Source organism: Ruminococcus sp. OA3 (genome assembly GCF_022440845.1).
Classification (GTDB): Bacteria; Bacillota; Clostridia; order Lachnospirales; family Lachnospiraceae; genus Ruminococcus_G.
The window spans coordinates 3,820,493-3,837,671 of sequence record NZ_JAKNTO010000001.1 but is presented as its reverse complement, the minus strand read 5'-3'; the positions used below and the strand labels follow the sequence as shown (position 1 = coordinate 3,837,671).

At 47.8% G+C, this 17,179-nt stretch carries 14 protein-coding genes; 10 read left to right on the top strand and 4 right to left on the bottom strand.

All coding sequences use genetic code 11. The features are described 5' to 3' along the window. Positions 1–13 precede the first annotated feature (13 nt). The 6 genes from MCG98_RS17605 (at position 14) to MCG98_RS17580 (ending at position 6,153) form a co-directional block, all read left to right on the top strand. Positions 14–1,750, top strand: coding sequence for a B12-binding domain-containing radical SAM protein (locus MCG98_RS17605; protein WP_240303172.1), 1,737 nt, complete (start codon positions 14–16; stop codon positions 1,748–1,750). Further along, positions 1,710–2,345: an endonuclease III gene (nth, locus tag MCG98_RS17600; protein ID WP_240303171.1), complete on the top strand. Its 636-nt coding sequence runs from the start codon at positions 1,710–1,712 to the stop codon at positions 2,343–2,345. The genes MCG98_RS17605 and nth overlap by 41 nt, the downstream gene beginning before the upstream one ends. After that, positions 2,342–3,052, top strand: coding sequence for a 3'-5' exonuclease (locus MCG98_RS17595; protein ID WP_240303169.1), 711 nt, complete (start codon positions 2,342–2,344; stop codon positions 3,050–3,052). Before nth ends, MCG98_RS17595 begins: the two co-directional genes overlap by 4 nt. A gap of 120 nt (positions 3,053–3,172) precedes the next feature. After that, positions 3,173–4,612, top strand: coding sequence for a VanW family protein (locus MCG98_RS17590; protein WP_240303168.1), 1,440 nt, complete (start codon positions 3,173–3,175; stop codon positions 4,610–4,612). Positions 4,613–4,651: 39 nt separating this feature from the next. Continuing rightward, entirely contained in the window at positions 4,652–5,638 is a 987-nt protein-coding gene (locus MCG98_RS17585) for an AIR synthase family protein (RefSeq protein ID WP_240303167.1), read from the top strand. A 17-nt stretch (positions 5,639–5,655) separates the two neighbouring features. Next, positions 5,656–6,153 (top strand): tRNA (cytidine(34)-2'-O)-methyltransferase, encoded by a 498-nt coding sequence (locus tag MCG98_RS17580; protein ID WP_240303166.1) that lies wholly within the window; start codon positions 5,656–5,658, stop codon positions 6,151–6,153. A 23-nt stretch (positions 6,154–6,176) separates the two neighbouring features. Here the strand turns inward: MCG98_RS17580 and MCG98_RS17575 are convergent, their stop codons facing one another. Genes MCG98_RS17575 through MCG98_RS17565 form a run of 3 tightly spaced genes read right to left on the bottom strand, consistent with a single transcriptional unit; the run spans position 6,177 to position 10,688 of the window. Beyond that, complete coding sequence (locus tag MCG98_RS17575; RefSeq protein WP_240303165.1) at positions 6,177–7,589, bottom strand: HAMP domain-containing sensor histidine kinase; 1,413 nt, start codon at positions 7,587–7,589, stop codon at positions 6,177–6,179. Beyond that, positions 7,586–8,293 (bottom strand): response regulator transcription factor, encoded by a 708-nt coding sequence (locus MCG98_RS17570; protein ID WP_240303164.1) that lies wholly within the window; start codon positions 8,291–8,293, stop codon positions 7,586–7,588. The genes MCG98_RS17575 and MCG98_RS17570 overlap by 4 nt, the downstream gene beginning before the upstream one ends. 19 nt (positions 8,294–8,312) lie before the next feature. Next, positions 8,313–10,688 (bottom strand): endonuclease MutS2, encoded by a 2,376-nt coding sequence (locus MCG98_RS17565; protein WP_240303163.1) that lies wholly within the window; start codon positions 10,686–10,688, stop codon positions 8,313–8,315. Between the two features lie 438 nt (positions 10,689–11,126). On the opposite strand from MCG98_RS17565, the gene MCG98_RS17560 reads away from it, so the two are divergent. The 4 genes from MCG98_RS17560 (at position 11,127) to msrA (ending at position 16,030) form a co-directional block, all read left to right on the top strand. Continuing rightward, positions 11,127–12,374, top strand: a complete 1,248-nt coding sequence (locus MCG98_RS17560) for a S1C family serine protease (RefSeq protein ID WP_240303162.1) — start codon at positions 11,127–11,129, stop codon at positions 12,372–12,374. Positions 12,375–12,590: 216 nt separating this feature from the next. Next, positions 12,591–13,535, top strand: a complete 945-nt coding sequence (locus tag MCG98_RS17555) for an HD domain-containing protein (RefSeq protein ID WP_240303161.1) — start codon at positions 12,591–12,593, stop codon at positions 13,533–13,535. Between the two features lie 16 nt (positions 13,536–13,551). Beyond that, complete coding sequence (rlmD, locus tag MCG98_RS17550) at positions 13,552–14,916, top strand: 23S rRNA (uracil(1939)-C(5))-methyltransferase RlmD (protein WP_240303159.1); 1,365 nt, start codon at positions 13,552–13,554, stop codon at positions 14,914–14,916. 178 nt (positions 14,917–15,094) lie between these two features. Further along, positions 15,095–16,030, top strand: coding sequence for a peptide-methionine (S)-S-oxide reductase MsrA (gene msrA / locus MCG98_RS17545; RefSeq protein WP_240303158.1), 936 nt, complete (start codon positions 15,095–15,097; stop codon positions 16,028–16,030). Positions 16,031–16,237: 207 nt separating this feature from the next. Here the strand turns inward: msrA and MCG98_RS17540 are convergent, their stop codons facing one another. Then, complete coding sequence (locus MCG98_RS17540) at positions 16,238–17,125, bottom strand: LysR family transcriptional regulator (protein WP_240303157.1); 888 nt, start codon at positions 17,123–17,125, stop codon at positions 16,238–16,240. Positions 17,126–17,179 lie beyond the last annotated feature (54 nt).

Here is a 17,179-nt window from a genome sequence, read left to right as displayed (position 1 = left end):
GAAAGAGAGACGTATGAAGATTTTGCTGGCTGCTGTTAATGCCAAATATATTCACTCCAATCTGGCGTTATACAGCCTGTACCGTTATACAAAAAAATACCGAAACCATGTGATGATGCTGGAATTCACGATCAACCAGAGGACGGAGGATGTGATGCAGAGCATTTACAGGCAGCATCCGGATGTACTGTGCTTCTCGTGCTATATCTGGAACATTTCAATCATCAGAGAGCTGGCCGCAGAGCTGCACAAAGTATTGCCCGATATGAAGATCTGGCTGGGCGGACCAGAGGTATCGTATGATGCTGTTCGGGAGCTTACCAGGATGCCGTATGCCGCTGGTGTGATGCGCGGCGAGGGGGAGGAGACCTTTTTGCAGCTGGTCAGCCATTATGTGGATGGGACAGCGCCGCTGGATGAAATAGCGGGGATCACGTATCGGAACCAGAAAGGAGATACGGTGGAAAATCCGGGGCGGAGGCTGCTGGACATGGGTGATATTCCCTTTCCATATGATAAACTGTCAGAATTTGCTCACAGGATCATCTATTATGAAACGAGCCGGGGCTGTCCGTTTTCCTGCAGTTACTGTCTTTCATCCGTCGATAAAAAACTGCGGTTCCGTCCTTTCAGTCTCGTGAGGGAGGAACTGGCTTTTTTTCTGGAAAACCGTGTGAAACAGGTGAAGCTTGTGGATCGAACATTTAACTGCAGGAAGGATCATGCCAGGGCGATCTGGCGGTATCTGCTGGAAAATGACAATGGCGTGACAAACTTTCATTTCGAGATTGCGGCAGATCTTCTTGAGGAGGAAGACTTTGAAATTTTATCAGGGATGCGTCCGGGTCTGATACAGCTGGAGATCGGAGTACAGTCAACGAATCCGGACACACTGCGGGAAATCAAAAGAACGATGGATTTCGAAAAAGTGTGTACCGCTGTGAAGACCGTACAGAAGTTTCACAATATACATCAGCATCTGGACCTGATTGCGGGGCTTCCGTATGAAGGTTACGGCAGCTTTCGCAAATCATTCAATGATGTATTTGCCCTGCATCCGGAACAGCTGCAGCTTGGCTTTCTGAAGGTTCTGAAAGGTTCATATATGTGGGAACAGGCCGGTATGTATGGGTGTGTATGGAGAGAGCATGAGCCGTATGAGGTATTATTTACCGATTGGATTTCGTATGAGGAACTGTTAGAGTTAAAACGGGTGGAAGAAATGGTAGAGGTGTATTATAACAGCGGTCAGTTTGCATATACCATGGATTTTCTGGCTAGGCAGCTGGGTACGCCGATCGACTGTTTTGAAGCACTGGGGCGATTCTATGAAGAACACGGCTATCTGGGAATTTCTCATTCCCGCGCCCGGCGCTATGAGATACTGCTGGAGTTTATTCAGGAAGTCTGTCCGGGTGAGATCCCCCGATATAAGAACCTGCTTACGTTCGATTACTATCTCAGAGAGAATGCGAAAAGCCGTCCGGTATGGTCACCCAAGCCTTCTGTCAGTCAGATGGAGATGAAAAATGTTTATGGAAATCTGTATGACGGCATACTTTCTCATTACCGCGGGTTTGATCACAGGCAGATTCAAAGAATGACACATGTGGAAGCGTTTGACTGTGGGATTGTACTGTTCGACTATGAGCGGCGTAATCCTATGACGAACGATGCCAGCTGGCACCTCATAAGGAGTAAAGTGACTGATGACAAAGAGGACAAAAGAGATATTAAGGCTTCTGGATGAGACATATTCCAGGGAATATAAGTGTTATCTGGATCATGAGAGTCCGGAACAGCTGCTGATCGCGACCATGCTGAGTGCGCAGTGTACGGATGCAAGAGTTAATATTGTGACGAAAGATTTATTTGTAAAATATCCCGATATGGAGGCGTTTGCCACTGCAGAGCTTCAGGAGCTGGAACAGGATATTAAATCCACCGGGTTTTATCATAATAAGGCAAAGAACCTGATCGGCTGTGCAAAAAAACTTGTGGCGGAATACGGCGGGAAAGTGCCGGAGAGTCTGGAAGCACTGATATCACTTCCCGGCGTGGGGCGGAAAACGGCAAATGTGATCCGGGGGAACATTTTTCACGAGCGCAGCATCGTCGTGGATACCCATGTGAAGAGGATTTCACGCAGGCTTGGACTGACTGAAGAAAATGACCCGGAAAAGATAGAGTATGATTTGATGAGAGTGCTTCCAAAGGATCACTGGATCCTGTATAATATTCAGATCATCACGTTTGGGCGGCAGATTTGTTTTGCACGCAGCCCGAAATGCGGGGAATGTTTTTTGACAAAGTACTGCAGGGAATATGAGGGAGTGAAAAAATGAAAACGTGTGTTGTATTGGATCTCGAGACTACGGGGCTGCACCCTAAAACGGACCGTATCCTGGAGATCGGAGCACTGAAAATTGTAGACGGGCGTACAGTGGATTCTTATCATGTGCTGATCAACCCCCAGATGCAGATACCATATGAGATACAGGAGCTGACAGGTATCACACAGGCGATGACAGAAGAGGGAGAAAAGTCTGAGACGGCACTTGGTAATTTCCTGGATTTCTGCGGAGAGCTTCCTCTTCTTGGGCATAATATTATGTTTGATTATAGTTTTGTCAAACACAAAGCGGTCAATCTTGGATTTAAGTTTGAAAAGGAAGCGGTGGACACGCTGAAAATCGCGAGAAAGGCGCTGCCGGACCTGCCTAGCCGCAGCCTTGCAGCACTCTGCAGGTATTATCGTATAGATCAGGGCAATGCACACCGGGCACTTGATGATACAAGGAGTACCTGGCAGCTCTATCAATATCTGGAGCGGGATTTTCTGGAAAGCCAACCCGAGATTTTTAAGCCGCAGAAATTGATGTACACGGTAAAAAAGCAGAGGCCAATCACGTTTTCACAAAAAGTTTACTTGAATGATTTGCTCAGATATCATAGAATAGAGACGGATGTAAAAATTGAGAGTCTTACCAAAAGTGAGGCATCCAGAATGATTGATAAAATAATATTAAATCATGGAAGAGTAAAGAGGTAATAGATCATGAGAAATCCTAAAACGAAACGAATTATTGCTGCTGTTATCGCAATTATGCTGGTGCTGGCCATGGTAGTCCCGATGGCACTGGAGTTTCTGCTGTAGAAGGGTAGAGGGTGGATGCGGAAAAATAGAGTAGCAACGAATATCGCGATATTTATAATCTGCCTGTTTTTCAGTATGGTTTGTGTGAGACAGGTATTTGCCGATGCAGAAACCTCCCCGGTGATACTGGAGGGGGTTTTTATTGACGGCGTCGATGTGTCGGGGATGACACGCGAGGAAGCTGTTCTGGCGGTTGCAGACCATATGGAGGAGATCAAAGGATATCATATACAGATGCATATCGGTGATCACATTGTAAGTGCAACAGCCGGTGAACTTGGTCTCTACTGGAAGAATGAAGAGGTTGTGGATAAGGCACTTGCCTTTGGACAGGCAGGCAACATAGTACGCCAGTATAAGGCAAAACAGGACCTTCAGCAGGAAACTGTTCGATTTGTGCTGGAGTATGGTGTGAAAGCGGATACGGCAAAAGCGGTGCTGAACGAGAAATGTGTGCCGCTGGACTGCGAACCGCAGAATGCATCCATGACGAGAACGGAGGACGGATTTCAGATCGTAAAAGAGACGCAGGGTGTGAAGATCAAAGTCGATGAGTCGGTCGAGGTACTGTCGGAATATCTCTCAGAACTCTGGAGAGCCGGTCTTGGAGTGGTCGAGCTGCCGGCGGAGATTACCGAACCGGAACATAAATCGTCAGAACTTGAACAGGTTCAGGATATTCTCGGAACTGCGAGCACAGACTATTCATCGAGCAGTGCTGCCAGAGCGCAGAACATAGCGACAGGAACCAGTTTCCTCAACGGATCAGTACTGTATCCGGGAGAGACCTTCTCAGTGGAGAGTGCCCTGATACCGTTTGATGCCGAAAATGGATATGAGCCGGCACCTTCCTATGAGAACGGGGATGTGGTGGACAGTTACGGCGGTGGCATCTGCCAGGTTTCCACGACACTTTATATGGCTCTGCTGAGGGCTGAGATCGAGATAACGGAGCGATATAATCATTCCATGATTGTCAAATATGTAAAACCTTCGATGGATGCTGCGATTGCAGAAGGATCAAAGGATCTCCAGTTTGTCAATAATCTGGATGCGCCAATTTATATTGAAGGTTATACAGACGGCGGCGAGGTGGGTTTCGTAGTCTATGGGAAAGAATACCGGCCGGAGAACCGTAAAGTGACGTATGAAAGCGAGACACTCGAGACGGTAGAACCAACGGTAGAACTGACGGCGTCTCAGGATCCGCTTGGTACGATCAGGCAGACTTCCTCCTCGCATACGGGTTATACGGCCTGCCTCTGGAAGATTGTGACGGTGGACGGCGTGGAGGAGAGTCGGGAACAGGTGAACGGCAGTACATATAATATGACACCGACGAGATATACTGTAGGAGTCAGTACAAGCGACAGCACAGCTGCATCTGAAATCCAGGCAGCCGTAGATTCGAATGATCTCGATAAAGTGTATTCGGTGATCAACAAATACAGTTGATGATATATAAATGCAGGACAGAGAGGAAACAGACAGAGAATGAAAATTGGGAAATTGCCGGAGAGTGTTCTGGTGCGTTCGATTTTAAAACAGGTGAAACACAGGAGAGATGAGGTTCTGGTCGGACCGGGCGTGGGGCAGGACTGCGCTGCGCTGCAGCTGCAGGAGGGAGAAGTGTTCGTGATGTCCACAGATCCCATTACAGGGACCACCAAAGACCTGGGAAGCCACAGCATTCATATCACAGCGAATGATCTGGCAGCTTCCGGTGCAGAGCCGGTCGGTGTCATGCTGACAGCCATGCTGCCGGATACCGTGGAGGAACCGGAGATACGCAAACTGATGCAGGATATTGAGAAGACATGTGAACTGCTTGGTATGGAGGTACTTGGAGGGCATACAGAGATCACCAATGTCGTTCTGCAGCCGCTGATATCCGTTACCGGAGTGGGAAAGATCAGGCGTGAGGATCTGCTCTCCACCATGAAGATGAAACCATATCAGGATATTGTGATCAGCAAATGGATCGGCCTGGAGGCGACCACAATCCTTGCAAAAGAGAAGGATGAAGAACTAAGGCGCGTATTTTCCGAGGATTTTATCAGTACCGCAAAAGGATTTGACGCCTACCTGTCTGTGGTAGAGGATGCCAGGATCGCAAAAACATGCGGAGTTTCCGCTATGCATGATATCACAGAAGGCGGCGTATTCGGAGCGCTCTGGGAAATGGCAGAGGGAGCTGGGGTCGGTCTCGAAGTCGATCTGAAAAAAATTCCGATAAGGCAGGAGACCGTGGAAATCTGTGAATTTTTTGGCGTGAATCCATATTTAATCATGTCAAGCGGTTCCATGATGATAGCAGCGGATGACGGTTTTTCGGTTGTGCAGGAATTAAAGAAAGCCGGGATAGAGGCTACGGTGATTGGACGCACAACAGCCGGAAATGACAGAATTTTGCGAAACGGTGATGATGTCCGGTATCTGGACCGTCCGCAGACAGATGAGCTGTACAAGGTACTCGGATAGAAGAGGATAATCATAAGATGGCATTGAACATTGTATTGTATGAGCCGGAGATACCGGCGAACACGGGAAATATCGGCAGAACGTGTGTAGCTTCCGGTACCAGACTGCATCTGATCGAGCCGCTTGGCTTTATGCTGAATGAAAAACAGATCCGGCGTGCGGGGATGGATTACTGGAAAGACCTGGATGTGTCACGTTATATCAATTATGAGGATTTTCTGAACAGAAATCCAGGTGCCAGGATATACATGGCATCAACAAAGGCTCCGCGTATCTATACCGATGTACAGTACGAAGAGGACTGTTATATTATGTTCGGAAAGGAAAGCGCAGGGATTCCGGAGGAGATTCTGCTGGAAAATCAGGATACCGCGGTACGGATACCGATGATGAACGGAATACGTTCCCTGAATCTCGGGAATTCAGTGGCCATCGTTTTGTATGAGGCCCTCCGCCAGCAAAAGTTTGTGCATATGCAGATGGAAGGCCATCTGACTAAATATGACTGGAAATAAAAGAAGTGCCACAGCGGCACTTCTTATTTTTTTGCTTTATCGAGAGTAAAGATAAACTCTGTCCCCACACCTTCGGTGCTGATCACATTAATATTCTGATTATGAGCATTGATAATTTCTTTCACAATGGAAAGCCCCAGGCCCGTTCCCTTCCGGTCTTTACCTCGCGAGGAGTCCGTCTTATAGAATCGGTCCCATATCTTTGCGATGCTGTTCTTCGGTATCCCCGTCCCATGGTCTTTGACGGATACAAAGACCTTTCCGTGTTTTTCTGTAGTCTCTACCGTGATCACAGAATTAGAAGGGCTGAATTTGACGGCATTGTCGATCAGATTGTAGAGAACCTGCTGTATTTTTCCCATATCGGCACTGACCAGCAGCTGTTCTGCGGCAAGCAGAAGCTGAAAGGTGATTTTCTTTTTCATACAGGTTCCGCCGAAGGTGGCGGCCGTATCGCGGATGACAGAGTTAATATCAAAGCTGGTGATGTCCAGAAGATAACCGCTGGCATCGTAGTCATTCAGGGTAATTAAACCCTTGGTAAGTTTGTTCAGACGCTCCGTTTCCATAAGGACGATGTTCAGATATTTTGCCTGCATTTCCGGAGGAATCGTGCCGTCCAGCATGGCTTCAATATATCCTTTGATAGATGTAAGCGGGGAACGGAAATCATGGGATACGTTTGCCACAAACTGCCGCTGGTATTCTCCGGCACGGTCCAGCTCATCCGACATATAATTCAGCGTTGCTGCAAGATATCCCATCTCATCGTCAGCGCTGACCGGTATGTTATATTTCAGATTCCCGGATGCATATTCATTTGCCCCCTGCGTGATCTGCTTGAGCGGTCCATAGACGATAAAGCTGAAGACCAGCAAAATCATAAGAGTGAGCATGAAAATAACCAGGAATACAACGTAAACGCTTTTCAGTATTTCATCGCGGTGTGTATAGATATCTGTCATCTGTACATGGATGGCAATATAACCTTTCGTGGACATGTTCAGCGTGACCGGAACCATGACACTCAGCATCCGGTCAGAAAAACAATTATAAAATTTTCCGATGCTGTAATAGCCTGTGCCGAGAGACAGAGGGTCAAAATGATCAATCTGCTCCGGGGAATCAGGATTCAGGGACTCGGCTGTATTGATAAGAATACGGCCTTCCGGGTCCAGCATCCAGATCTGCGTGTTCTGGTACTCGGACAGTGTACACAGATTAAAGTAGGTATCCTCAAGGGATGCCTGCTGTGAGTAGTAGTAGTCAGCGTGATTGGACGCGATGTTTACCGCCTCCTTGTACAGATAATCGCCGGTCTGACGGGTCAGGTCCTGTTCGATCAGGGCGGAGCCCATCAGGGAGATCACGAAGATGCTCAGGATGCCAAGAATCACATAACCAAACAGGAACTTAACATAAAGCGCATTTTTCATGAAGATTTAACCTCGAATTTGTAACCGATTCCCCAGACGGTACTGATGGACCATGACTTATGGTCTTTGATTTTTTCGCGGAGACGTTTGATATGTACGTCTACCGTACGTGTGTCACCGATATATTCATAACCCCAGATGTGATCAAGGAGCTGTTCTCTTGTAAACACCTGGTTGGGAGAGGAAGCCAGGAAGTATAAAAGTTCCAGTTCCTTCGGGGGCATATCGATGCTTTCTCCATGGTAAAGTACGGAGTAATTTGTCAGATTGATCACCAGATCGGGATATTCAACATATTTACCGCTGGATTTTTCCTGAGAAGATTTGGCAGCTGGCTCAAAACGCCTCAGTACAGCCTTGACACGGGCTACAAGTTCCTTGGAATCAAAGGGTTTGATCATATAATCATCTGCACCCAGCTCAAGTCCAAGCACCTTATCAAAAATCTCGCCTTTTGCGGAGAGCATGATGATCGGAACATTGGATTTGTAGCGGATTTCTCTGCATACCTGATAGCCGTCCATGCCGGGGAGCATCAGGTCCAGCAGGACAAGATTTGGCTTGAAAGTGTCAAACGCCTCAAGCGCCTCCTCTCCATCGTTGACAATCATGTTGTCGAAGCATTCCTTGGTGAGATAGAGAGAGATCAGTTCTGCAATGTTGTTGTCGTCATCTACGATTAGGATTTTCTGTTTTGCTACCATAGTTATGACCTCCTGGCTGTTATTTAAACTCAACGATAGTTACGCCGGCATCTCCCTCACCGAACTCCCCAAGCCGAAACGAGGAGATATGTTTCTGGCGCTTCAGATAATTGTGAACTCCTTTGCGAAGTGCGCCGGTCCCCTTGCCGTGGACAATACGGACACTTGGCACATGTGCGATATAGGCATCATCCAGATATTTATCCAGTTCGGCGATGGCTTCATCCACGGTCTTGCCGAGCAGGTTGATCTCGGTGCTGACACTGGCAGATTTCTGCATCTTTACCTTTCCGGATCCGCTCCGTTTCATGCCTGGGGCCCGGATGACTTCCTCATCCATGAGTTTCAGGTCTGAAATGTTTGTTTTAGTTCTCATAATACCCGCCTGTACGAACAGATTGCCTTTTGCGTCCGGCAGGGTACTTACGGTTCCTTTCAGACTAAGGCTCATGATTTTTACCGTGTCACCGAGGTGCAGGTCAGACGGTTTCAGAGTGGAAATATGAGCAGGGTCCGTCTGCATGGCCATTTTCTTTTCTGCTTTTTTCATCTTCTCACGCAGCTGCTGGCGTTCTTTTTCCATCCTCTGTATGGAAGGACTGTCTTTCTCGAATTTCTGAAATTGCTTGATCGTCTGATCAGCGTATTCTTTCGCCTCACGGAGCACTGCGTGAGCTTCCTCGTTGGCATCGCGGATCATTTTTTCTCTGCGCTGTGATAGTTTTTCATTTTTTTCTTCCAGCTGTAATTTTAGCTGAGCGATCTCTTCTTTGTATTTCTGAAGTTCAATTCTCTCTTTTTCAACCGTTTTCCGGGTTTCTTCCAGATTGGAGATCACATCCTCGAAGGAGGTGTCTTCTTTACTGATCCGCTGCCTTGCGTCCTGGATGATAAAATCCGGGAGACCGAGCTTACCGGAAATTGCGAAAGCATTACTCTTACCTGGAATACCGATCAGCAGCCGGTATGTCGGCCGCAGAGTTTCCACATCAAATTCGCAGCAGGCGTTTTCAACACCCGGAGTAGAAAGCGCGTAGACTTTCAATTCACTGTAATGTGTCGTTGCCATTGTGCGGATGCCTTTTCCGTGAAGATAAGACAGGATGGAGATAGCCAGAGCAGCACCTTCCGTCGGATCCGTACCTGCGCCAAGCTCATCAAACAGCACCAGGGATCTGTCATCCGCATGTGCAAGAAATGAGACTACATTGGTCATATGTGAGGAGAAAGTACTCAGGGACTGCTCGATGCTCTGCTCATCACCGATATCCGCGTAGACTTCCGTAAATACAGATAGTTCTGAACGGGAAAGTGCGGGAATGTGAAGGCCCGCCTGACCCATCAGAGTCAGCAGCCCGGCAGTCTTTAAGGAAACCGTCTTACCACCCGTGTTGGGACCTGTTACGATCAGAAGGTCAAAATCTTCCCCGAGCCGGATATCGATCGGAACAACCTGGCGGGAGTCGATCAGTGGATGGCGTCCCTGACGAATGTGGATCTTCCCGGTTGTGTTAAATAACGGTTCGTTGGCATTCTGTTCCATTGCCAGGGAAGCACGGGCAAAAATGAAGTCGAGTTCGACCATGTTTTCAAGATTGTACCGCAGTGTTTCCTGATGTTCTGCCGCAAGTGCACTCAGGGTTGCCAGAATGACATCAATCTCGGCGGCTTCTTTTAACTCCAGTTCACGCAGCTCATTGTTCAGTTTTACGATTGCCATCGGTTCCACAAACAGTGTGGAGCCGCTTGATGACTGGTCATGGATCATTCCAGGGACCTGTCCTTTATATTCTGCTTTCACAGGGATACAGTAACGCCCGTTACGCATTGTGACAACCGCATCCTGCAGGTAGGTGCGTGAGCTTCCGTTTACGATGGCATTCAGCTGAGTGTGGATTTTATCATTGGTAAATTTCATGGACCGGCGGATTTGTCTCAGGGCCGGGGAAGCATCGTCACTGATCTCTTCCTCTGACAGAATGCAGTGCCTGATCTCTGTCGAGAGCCCCGTCAGCGGTTCCAGTGCGTCAAACATGGAGGTCAGAGAATCAGCCGGTGTGTCAGCCTGTTCCGGGCGTCCGTATGATTTGACACGGGCACAGTTCTCGAGCATGGCGCAGATTGCCAGCAGCTCAGGGATACTGAGTGAACTGCCGATCTCCAGACGCTTCAGAGAAGCACGGAGGTCTTTGGCATTTCCGAAAGAGGTGCTGCCCTTCTTAAACAGACGGCTCAGAGCATCGTGCGTCTGCTGCTGCAGGCTTCTGATCTCTGAAAGGTCAGTGGAAGGCAGCAATGATTCACAGCGTACTTTTCCCATCGGTGAGGAGGCATAAGAGGCCAGTTTCTGTATGATTTTGTAATATTCTAAAGTCTGTAATGCTTTGCTGTTCATGTTATAAATCCTTACTGTTTAATATTATGATGTTATGGTCAAAAGGTATTTTGACGCCATGATACCCATGAATTATTCCGCACAATGTGCTGCCGCAATTCTAAAACACTCGAAATCGGTCCTGGCGGGCTGCTTTCTCATGTTTTGCGGGTCTCAAAGTCATGCTATCGTTTTATTAGCGGCGGTCAGAAACATAATAAAAGCACAATCTATATTATATGGTTCTGCCCTTTTCGAACATTATACCAGAAATGTATTTAAAAAAATACTCTCATATAATAAATATTTCTGCAGGCCGCCGGCGGAATGTGTCAAGAACCAATAAGTTTCTCTTATATTCATAAATTGTTCATATGTTTTTGATAATATAATCATAATATAATTCGGACAAAATGGTCTGAAATCAATTGGTTTTACAGCAGACAGGAGTTTTAAGAGATGAGTGATTATAGCTTTATTAAAGAGGTTATAAAAGAAAAGCCAATTAATAAGAAGGCACTCTTTGTGAAACTGGTGATTCTACTGGCTGGAGCGGTCATTTTCGGAGTGGTCGCGGCGTATGTATTTGCAAATGCGCTTCCGTCATTTCAGGAAAAGGTAGAGAACAGGCAGAAATCAAAAGTAAATATAGAGGATGAAAACCCCCCTGAAAATGCAGTTGAAAACCAGGAAACCCAGGAAGAAAGCCAGGAGACCCAGGTCGTGGAAGTGCCAGCAGAGCTTGGACTCTCAGACTATAAAAAGTTTTATCAGGACATGGTGGAAGTGTCTGAGACTGCCTCCAAATCCATGGTAACGGTGATCGGTATCACGGACAATATGGACTGGTTCAATAATACTTATGAAAACCAGCGTCAGATTTCCGGACTCATCATTGCAAGAACCAGCCAGGAAATTTATATTTTGACAGAGTACCGGGGAGTTGAAAAAGTTGACCGGATTCAGGTGACATTCTGCGATGATACCACGGTGGATGCCCGTTTCCAGAAGACGGATCCGAATACCGGGCTGACAGTCTTAAAAATCCCGCTTGGTGAAATCGGAGAGACCACGCTGGAACAGCTGGTCACTGCACCACTTGGAAGCTCTTATACAACAGCACAGGGGAATCCGGTTATGGCTCTTGGCAGCCCGATGGGATACAGTGATTCGATCGCATTCGGGGTTGTGACATCTGTTTCAAATAAGGTTTCTACGCTGGATACGGAATATACGATCCTGACGACAGACATTCTTGGAAGTAAAGACGGGAGCGGAATCCTGCTGGACCTGGAAGGACAGATTGTCGGCGTTATTCTTCAGGGATACTCCAATGATGGCAATACTGTGACTGCGATCGGCATTTCAGAAATCAAAACACTCATGGAAACGCTGTCAAATAACGGGGAACTTCCGTATATCGGAATCAAAGGCCAGGATGTCACAGCGGATATTTCAGAAAAAACGGGGATCCCGAAGGGCGTCTACGTCAATGAGGTACAGACAGATTCTCCGGCGATGCTTGCGGGGATCATGAGCGGAGATGTTATCATCAAAGTGAAGAGCAGCGAAGTGGAGACCATGTCGGAATATACGAAGGCACTTGAGAAATGCAAGGCGGGACAGGTGGTCACAGTGACAGCGATGCGCAAGGGTGCAGAAGGTTATGCAGAGATTGTATTTGACGTAACCGTCGGAGCATTATAAAATAGAACAGTGTGAAAGTAAAAAGTCTGGTTTTTCTGTCATGCAGAAGAACCATTCTTTTATTACCCGGCAGATTCCTCCGGAATCTCCCGGATAATAAAATGTACTTCTTGCAAAGATGCGCAGCTCGCGGAAAGGAAATATTGCTTTGCAGTCCGCCTGCCCGGGGAGATTGCGCACAGCGCATCTATTTTTTAAGAAAGGTTGGATAACAGTATGAAATATATCAAAGAACTTCGAGAGGGAGACAGGATTGCCGGAGTCTATCTCTGTAAACAAAAACAGTCGGCGGTTACGAAAAACGGAAAGGCATATGAGAATGTGATCCTGCAGGACAAGACGGGAACGGTAGATGCAAAAATCTGGGACCCGAATTCACAGGGGATCGATGACTTCGACGCGCTGGATTATATCGATCTGATGGGGGATGTGACGAGTTTTGCGGGGGCGCTGCAGGTGAGTATCAAGCGCAGCCGAAAGGCGGATGAAGGTTCTTTTGATCCCGGGGACTATCTGCCGGTCAGCGTCAGGGACCGCGATTCCATGTATCAGGAAGTGCTGGCACTCGTACAGTCGGTGGAAAATCCCTGGCTTTCTGCCTTATTGAAGTATTACTTTGAGCAGGACGAGACCTTTGTCAGGGCATTTAAGTTCAGCTCAGCCGCCAAGAGCGTTCACCACGGTTTTGTAGGCGGGCTCCTAGAACATACGCTGAGCGTCGCAGGCCTGTGCGAGTATTATGTGAAAATGTATCCGTACCTGAACAGAGACCTTCTGATCACCTCCGCGCTATGTCATGATATCGGAAAGACAAAAGAGCTGTCGGCGTTCCCTGTCAATGACTATACAGATGACGGGCAGCTGCTCGGTCATATCATGATCGGGGCAGAAATGCTGCATGATGCGATCCGCACGATCGAAGGATTCCCGGTGAAGCTGGAGACAGAGCTGAAGCACTGCATCCTGGCACACCACGGGGAACTGGAATACGGTTCTCCCAAGAAACCGGCCCTCGCGGAAGCGATAGCCCTGAATCTGGCGGACAACACAGACGCCAGACTGGAAACATTGAGAGAGGTATTTGATGCAGCGGGAGACAATGCCGACTGGCTGGGATATAACCGCCTGTTTGAATCTAATATCAGAAGAACGACGGGCTGATGAGCGGAGTGATCGTATGAATTTGAAAAAGAATGACATTGTGCAGATAACAATCGAAGACATGGGACATAACGGTGAAGGGATCGGAAAAATCGGCGGATATCCCCTCTTTATCAAGGATGCTGTGATCGGAGATGAGATCTCAGCGATTGTGACGAAAGCTGGGAAAAGTTACGGATACGGGCGGGTGAAGGACATCCTGAAGTCTTCCCCGCACCGCGTGGAACCCTTATGCCCGCACGCAGGTCCGTGCGGCGGCTGCCAGATTCAGACACTCGAGTATCCCAGGCAGCTGGAATATAAGGAGAACACCATCCGCAACCATTTAAAACGAATCGGAGGTTTCGAGAACCCTCCGATGGAGCCCATCATCGGCATGGACCAGCCGTTTTACTATCGGAATAAGGCACAGTTTCCGGTTGGAAAAGACAGAGACGGGCGGATTATCACCGGTTTTTATGCGGGCCGGACGCACCGCATCATCGACAATCGAAGATGTTACCTGGGCCTGCCGGTAAATGAAGACATTCTGAACCGCGTGATCTCTTATATGGAGGAATGCGGCGTGGAGCCGTACGATGAGGAGACAGGTACCGGAATCGTGCGCCACGTGTTAATACGCAGCGGATTTTCCAGCGGGGAAGTCATGGTCTGCCTGGTGGTCAATGCAAAATCCCTGCCATCGGGTGAAAAACTGGTGGAGCGACTGAGGACAATCCCGGGCATGGCAAGTATTACAATTTCCATCAACCGGACGAAGACGAATGTCATCATGGGCGAGGATATCAGACTTCTCTGGGGAAAGACGTACATCACGGACAGCATCGGTGACATCCAGTATCGGATATCACCGCTTTCCTTTTATCAGGTCAATCCTGTTCAGACCAGGAAACTGTATGAGCTTGCGCTGGAGTATGCAGGTCTGACGGGAAATGAGACAGTGTGGGATCTCTACTGCGGTATCGGCACGATCTCTCTGTTCCTGGCCAGAAATGCCGGCCGTGTATGCGGTGTTGAGATCATTCCGCAGGCTATCGAGGATGCGAAACAAAACGCCGCGCTAAATGGCATTGAAAACGCTGAGTTTTTCGTCGGAAAGGCGGAGGAAGTGCTGCCTCAGAAATATCGGGACGAACAGATCAAAGCCGATGTGATCGTCGTCGATCCGCCGCGCAAGGGCTGTGATGAGAAGCTGCTCGAGACGATGGTGCAGATGCAGCCGGAGCGGATCGTGTATGTGAGCTGTGATTCTGCGACGCTGGCGCGGGACTTGAAGTATCTCTGCGGGAATGGGTATGAGCTGGTACGGGTCAGGGGAGTTGATCAGTTTTGTCAGACGGTGCATGTTGAAACCGTCAGTCTTCTCGTAAAGAAAGCCTGATTATTCATGCGTTTGGAGGCTTTTTTGCCGAGGTAAACACGAAATGATTTTAATAAAATGATTTGTAAAGTGGAAATCGATCACATACAAAAATAAACTAATTGCCTCAATACACAATATCTTCCAATGAAATTGGCAACGCTATTACAAAATACTAATTTCAAGAGGTGATATCAAAATGAATCAATCAATCTACCTTGCCGGAGGCTGTTTCTGGGGTGTGGAAAAATATGTATCACTAATTCCAGGTGTTGTTTCAACGGAGGTCGGCTATGCGAACGGCAAAACAGACAATCCAACGTATGAGCAGGTATGCCGGGAGCATACAGGCCATGCAGAGACTGTCAAAGTAATCTATGATTCAGGGAAAATTAGCTTAAGACAGCTGCTCAGAAGATTTTTTGAGATTATCGACCCGACATCACGCAACAGACAGGGAAACGATATCGGTGAGCAGTACCGAACCGGCATTTACTATACAGAATCAAGTGATAAAAAAGAAATTCTTCCGGCGCTCGATGAGCTGCAGGGGCAGTATGACAGCCCGATTGTGGTGGAGGCAATACCCCTTGAAAGTTATTATCCTGCGGAAGAGTATCACCAGAATTATCTGGACAGGAATCCCGGCGGTTACTGTCATATTCCTGCAGGTGCTTTCAATCAGGCGAAAAGACCCGTAGACATAGAAGCGGAGGAAAGCCTGAGACGACGCCTGACGGACCTGCAGTACCGGGTGACCCGCGAAAATGCAACGGAACCTCCCTTTGACAACGAATATAACGATGAATACAGGGATGGAATATATGTGGATATCATCTCCGGGGAGCCGTTATTTGTTTCAAATGATAAGTTTGCGTCGGGATGTGGATGGCCAAGCTTTTCAAAACCTATAGACCGGACCGCGGTGAAAGAATTGGACGATACCAGCCTTGGAATGTATAGAACGGAAGTTCGCAGCATCGGAAGTGATTCGCATCTGGGACATGTGTTTGACGACGGTCCCACTGACAGAGGCGGCCTTCGGTATTGTATCAACAGCGCTTCCTTGCGTTTTATACCAGAAGAGCAGATGGAAGAGGAAGGGTATGGAGAATATCTGGGATTATTTGATTAGCTGCGATTATAATAGAATATTATACGTAGGTGCTTGCTGTACGTGGAGATTCACAGGATTGTAAAAGATTTGGAGCATAGATAAAGGAGAGGCAGTGTGCAGTGATGCATGCTGCCTCTCCTGTGTTTTTGTAATAACAGTCAACTATGCGGACACAACGATTCCCATAACATTTGACATTTTAGAAAGGACTGGCTGAAACGTTATCTAAATCATCCGTTCCACCGCCTCAGCAAACCGATGCACATCCTCCGGTGCATCAAGACTGTACAGCAGGCCATAGGGAATGCTGTAGTCCCAATCGACAGGGATGGAAACAAGGCCGGGGTGAACGTCCTGCCAGCATTCAATGGTGAGCAGGACATTCCCCGTCTCTGCACAGCGGTTAAAGACGGACAGATCATAAAATTGAGGGGTATCTTCGATATGGATTTGGGGATGATGCTTTTCCAGGTCATTGCGGAGAAAATCATTGACACCGGAATCGCCGCGCGCCACCATCATCAGTGTTTCCCCGTACAAATCGTTCAATATAATTCTTTTTTTGCCGGCGAGGGGATGCTCCCGGGACACGGCGATCATTTTTTTATATCTGCCGAGCGCGAGGAAATTGCAGCGGCGCAGCCATTCTCTGGAATCACATACGCCGATGAGAAAGTCAAATTTCTTCCCCAGCTGTTCAATCTCGGTAAGAATTCCCTCATGATCATCCTCAAAGTTTACAAGGTGCAGTTTGTATTCCGGAAAATCCCGATTCACACGATACCACAGATCCATAAAAGGCTTTGCCGGATTCAAAAGCGAGGTGCCCACGCAAAAAGTAGTGTCCCGCGCATGCAGGGTAGCCCTGGCATCCGCGATGGATTTTCGGGAATACTCAATCATGAATTTGGCGTCCCGATAGATGAGGGTGCCGGCGTCTGTCAGGTGGACGCCGGCTGGTGTTCGTTCCAGCAGTTTCATATCCAGATGATTTTCCAGAGCGTTCATTTGTTTCATAACGGCGGTGGGTGAAATATACAGGCGCTCAGCTGCCTTTGTAAAGCTTCCGCAGTCAGCGACTGCAATAAGCGTATCCAGCATATGGTTATACATAAAGTGCCCTCCATTGTATGAACCTGAAGTTTATACAATCATAACATATCGGAG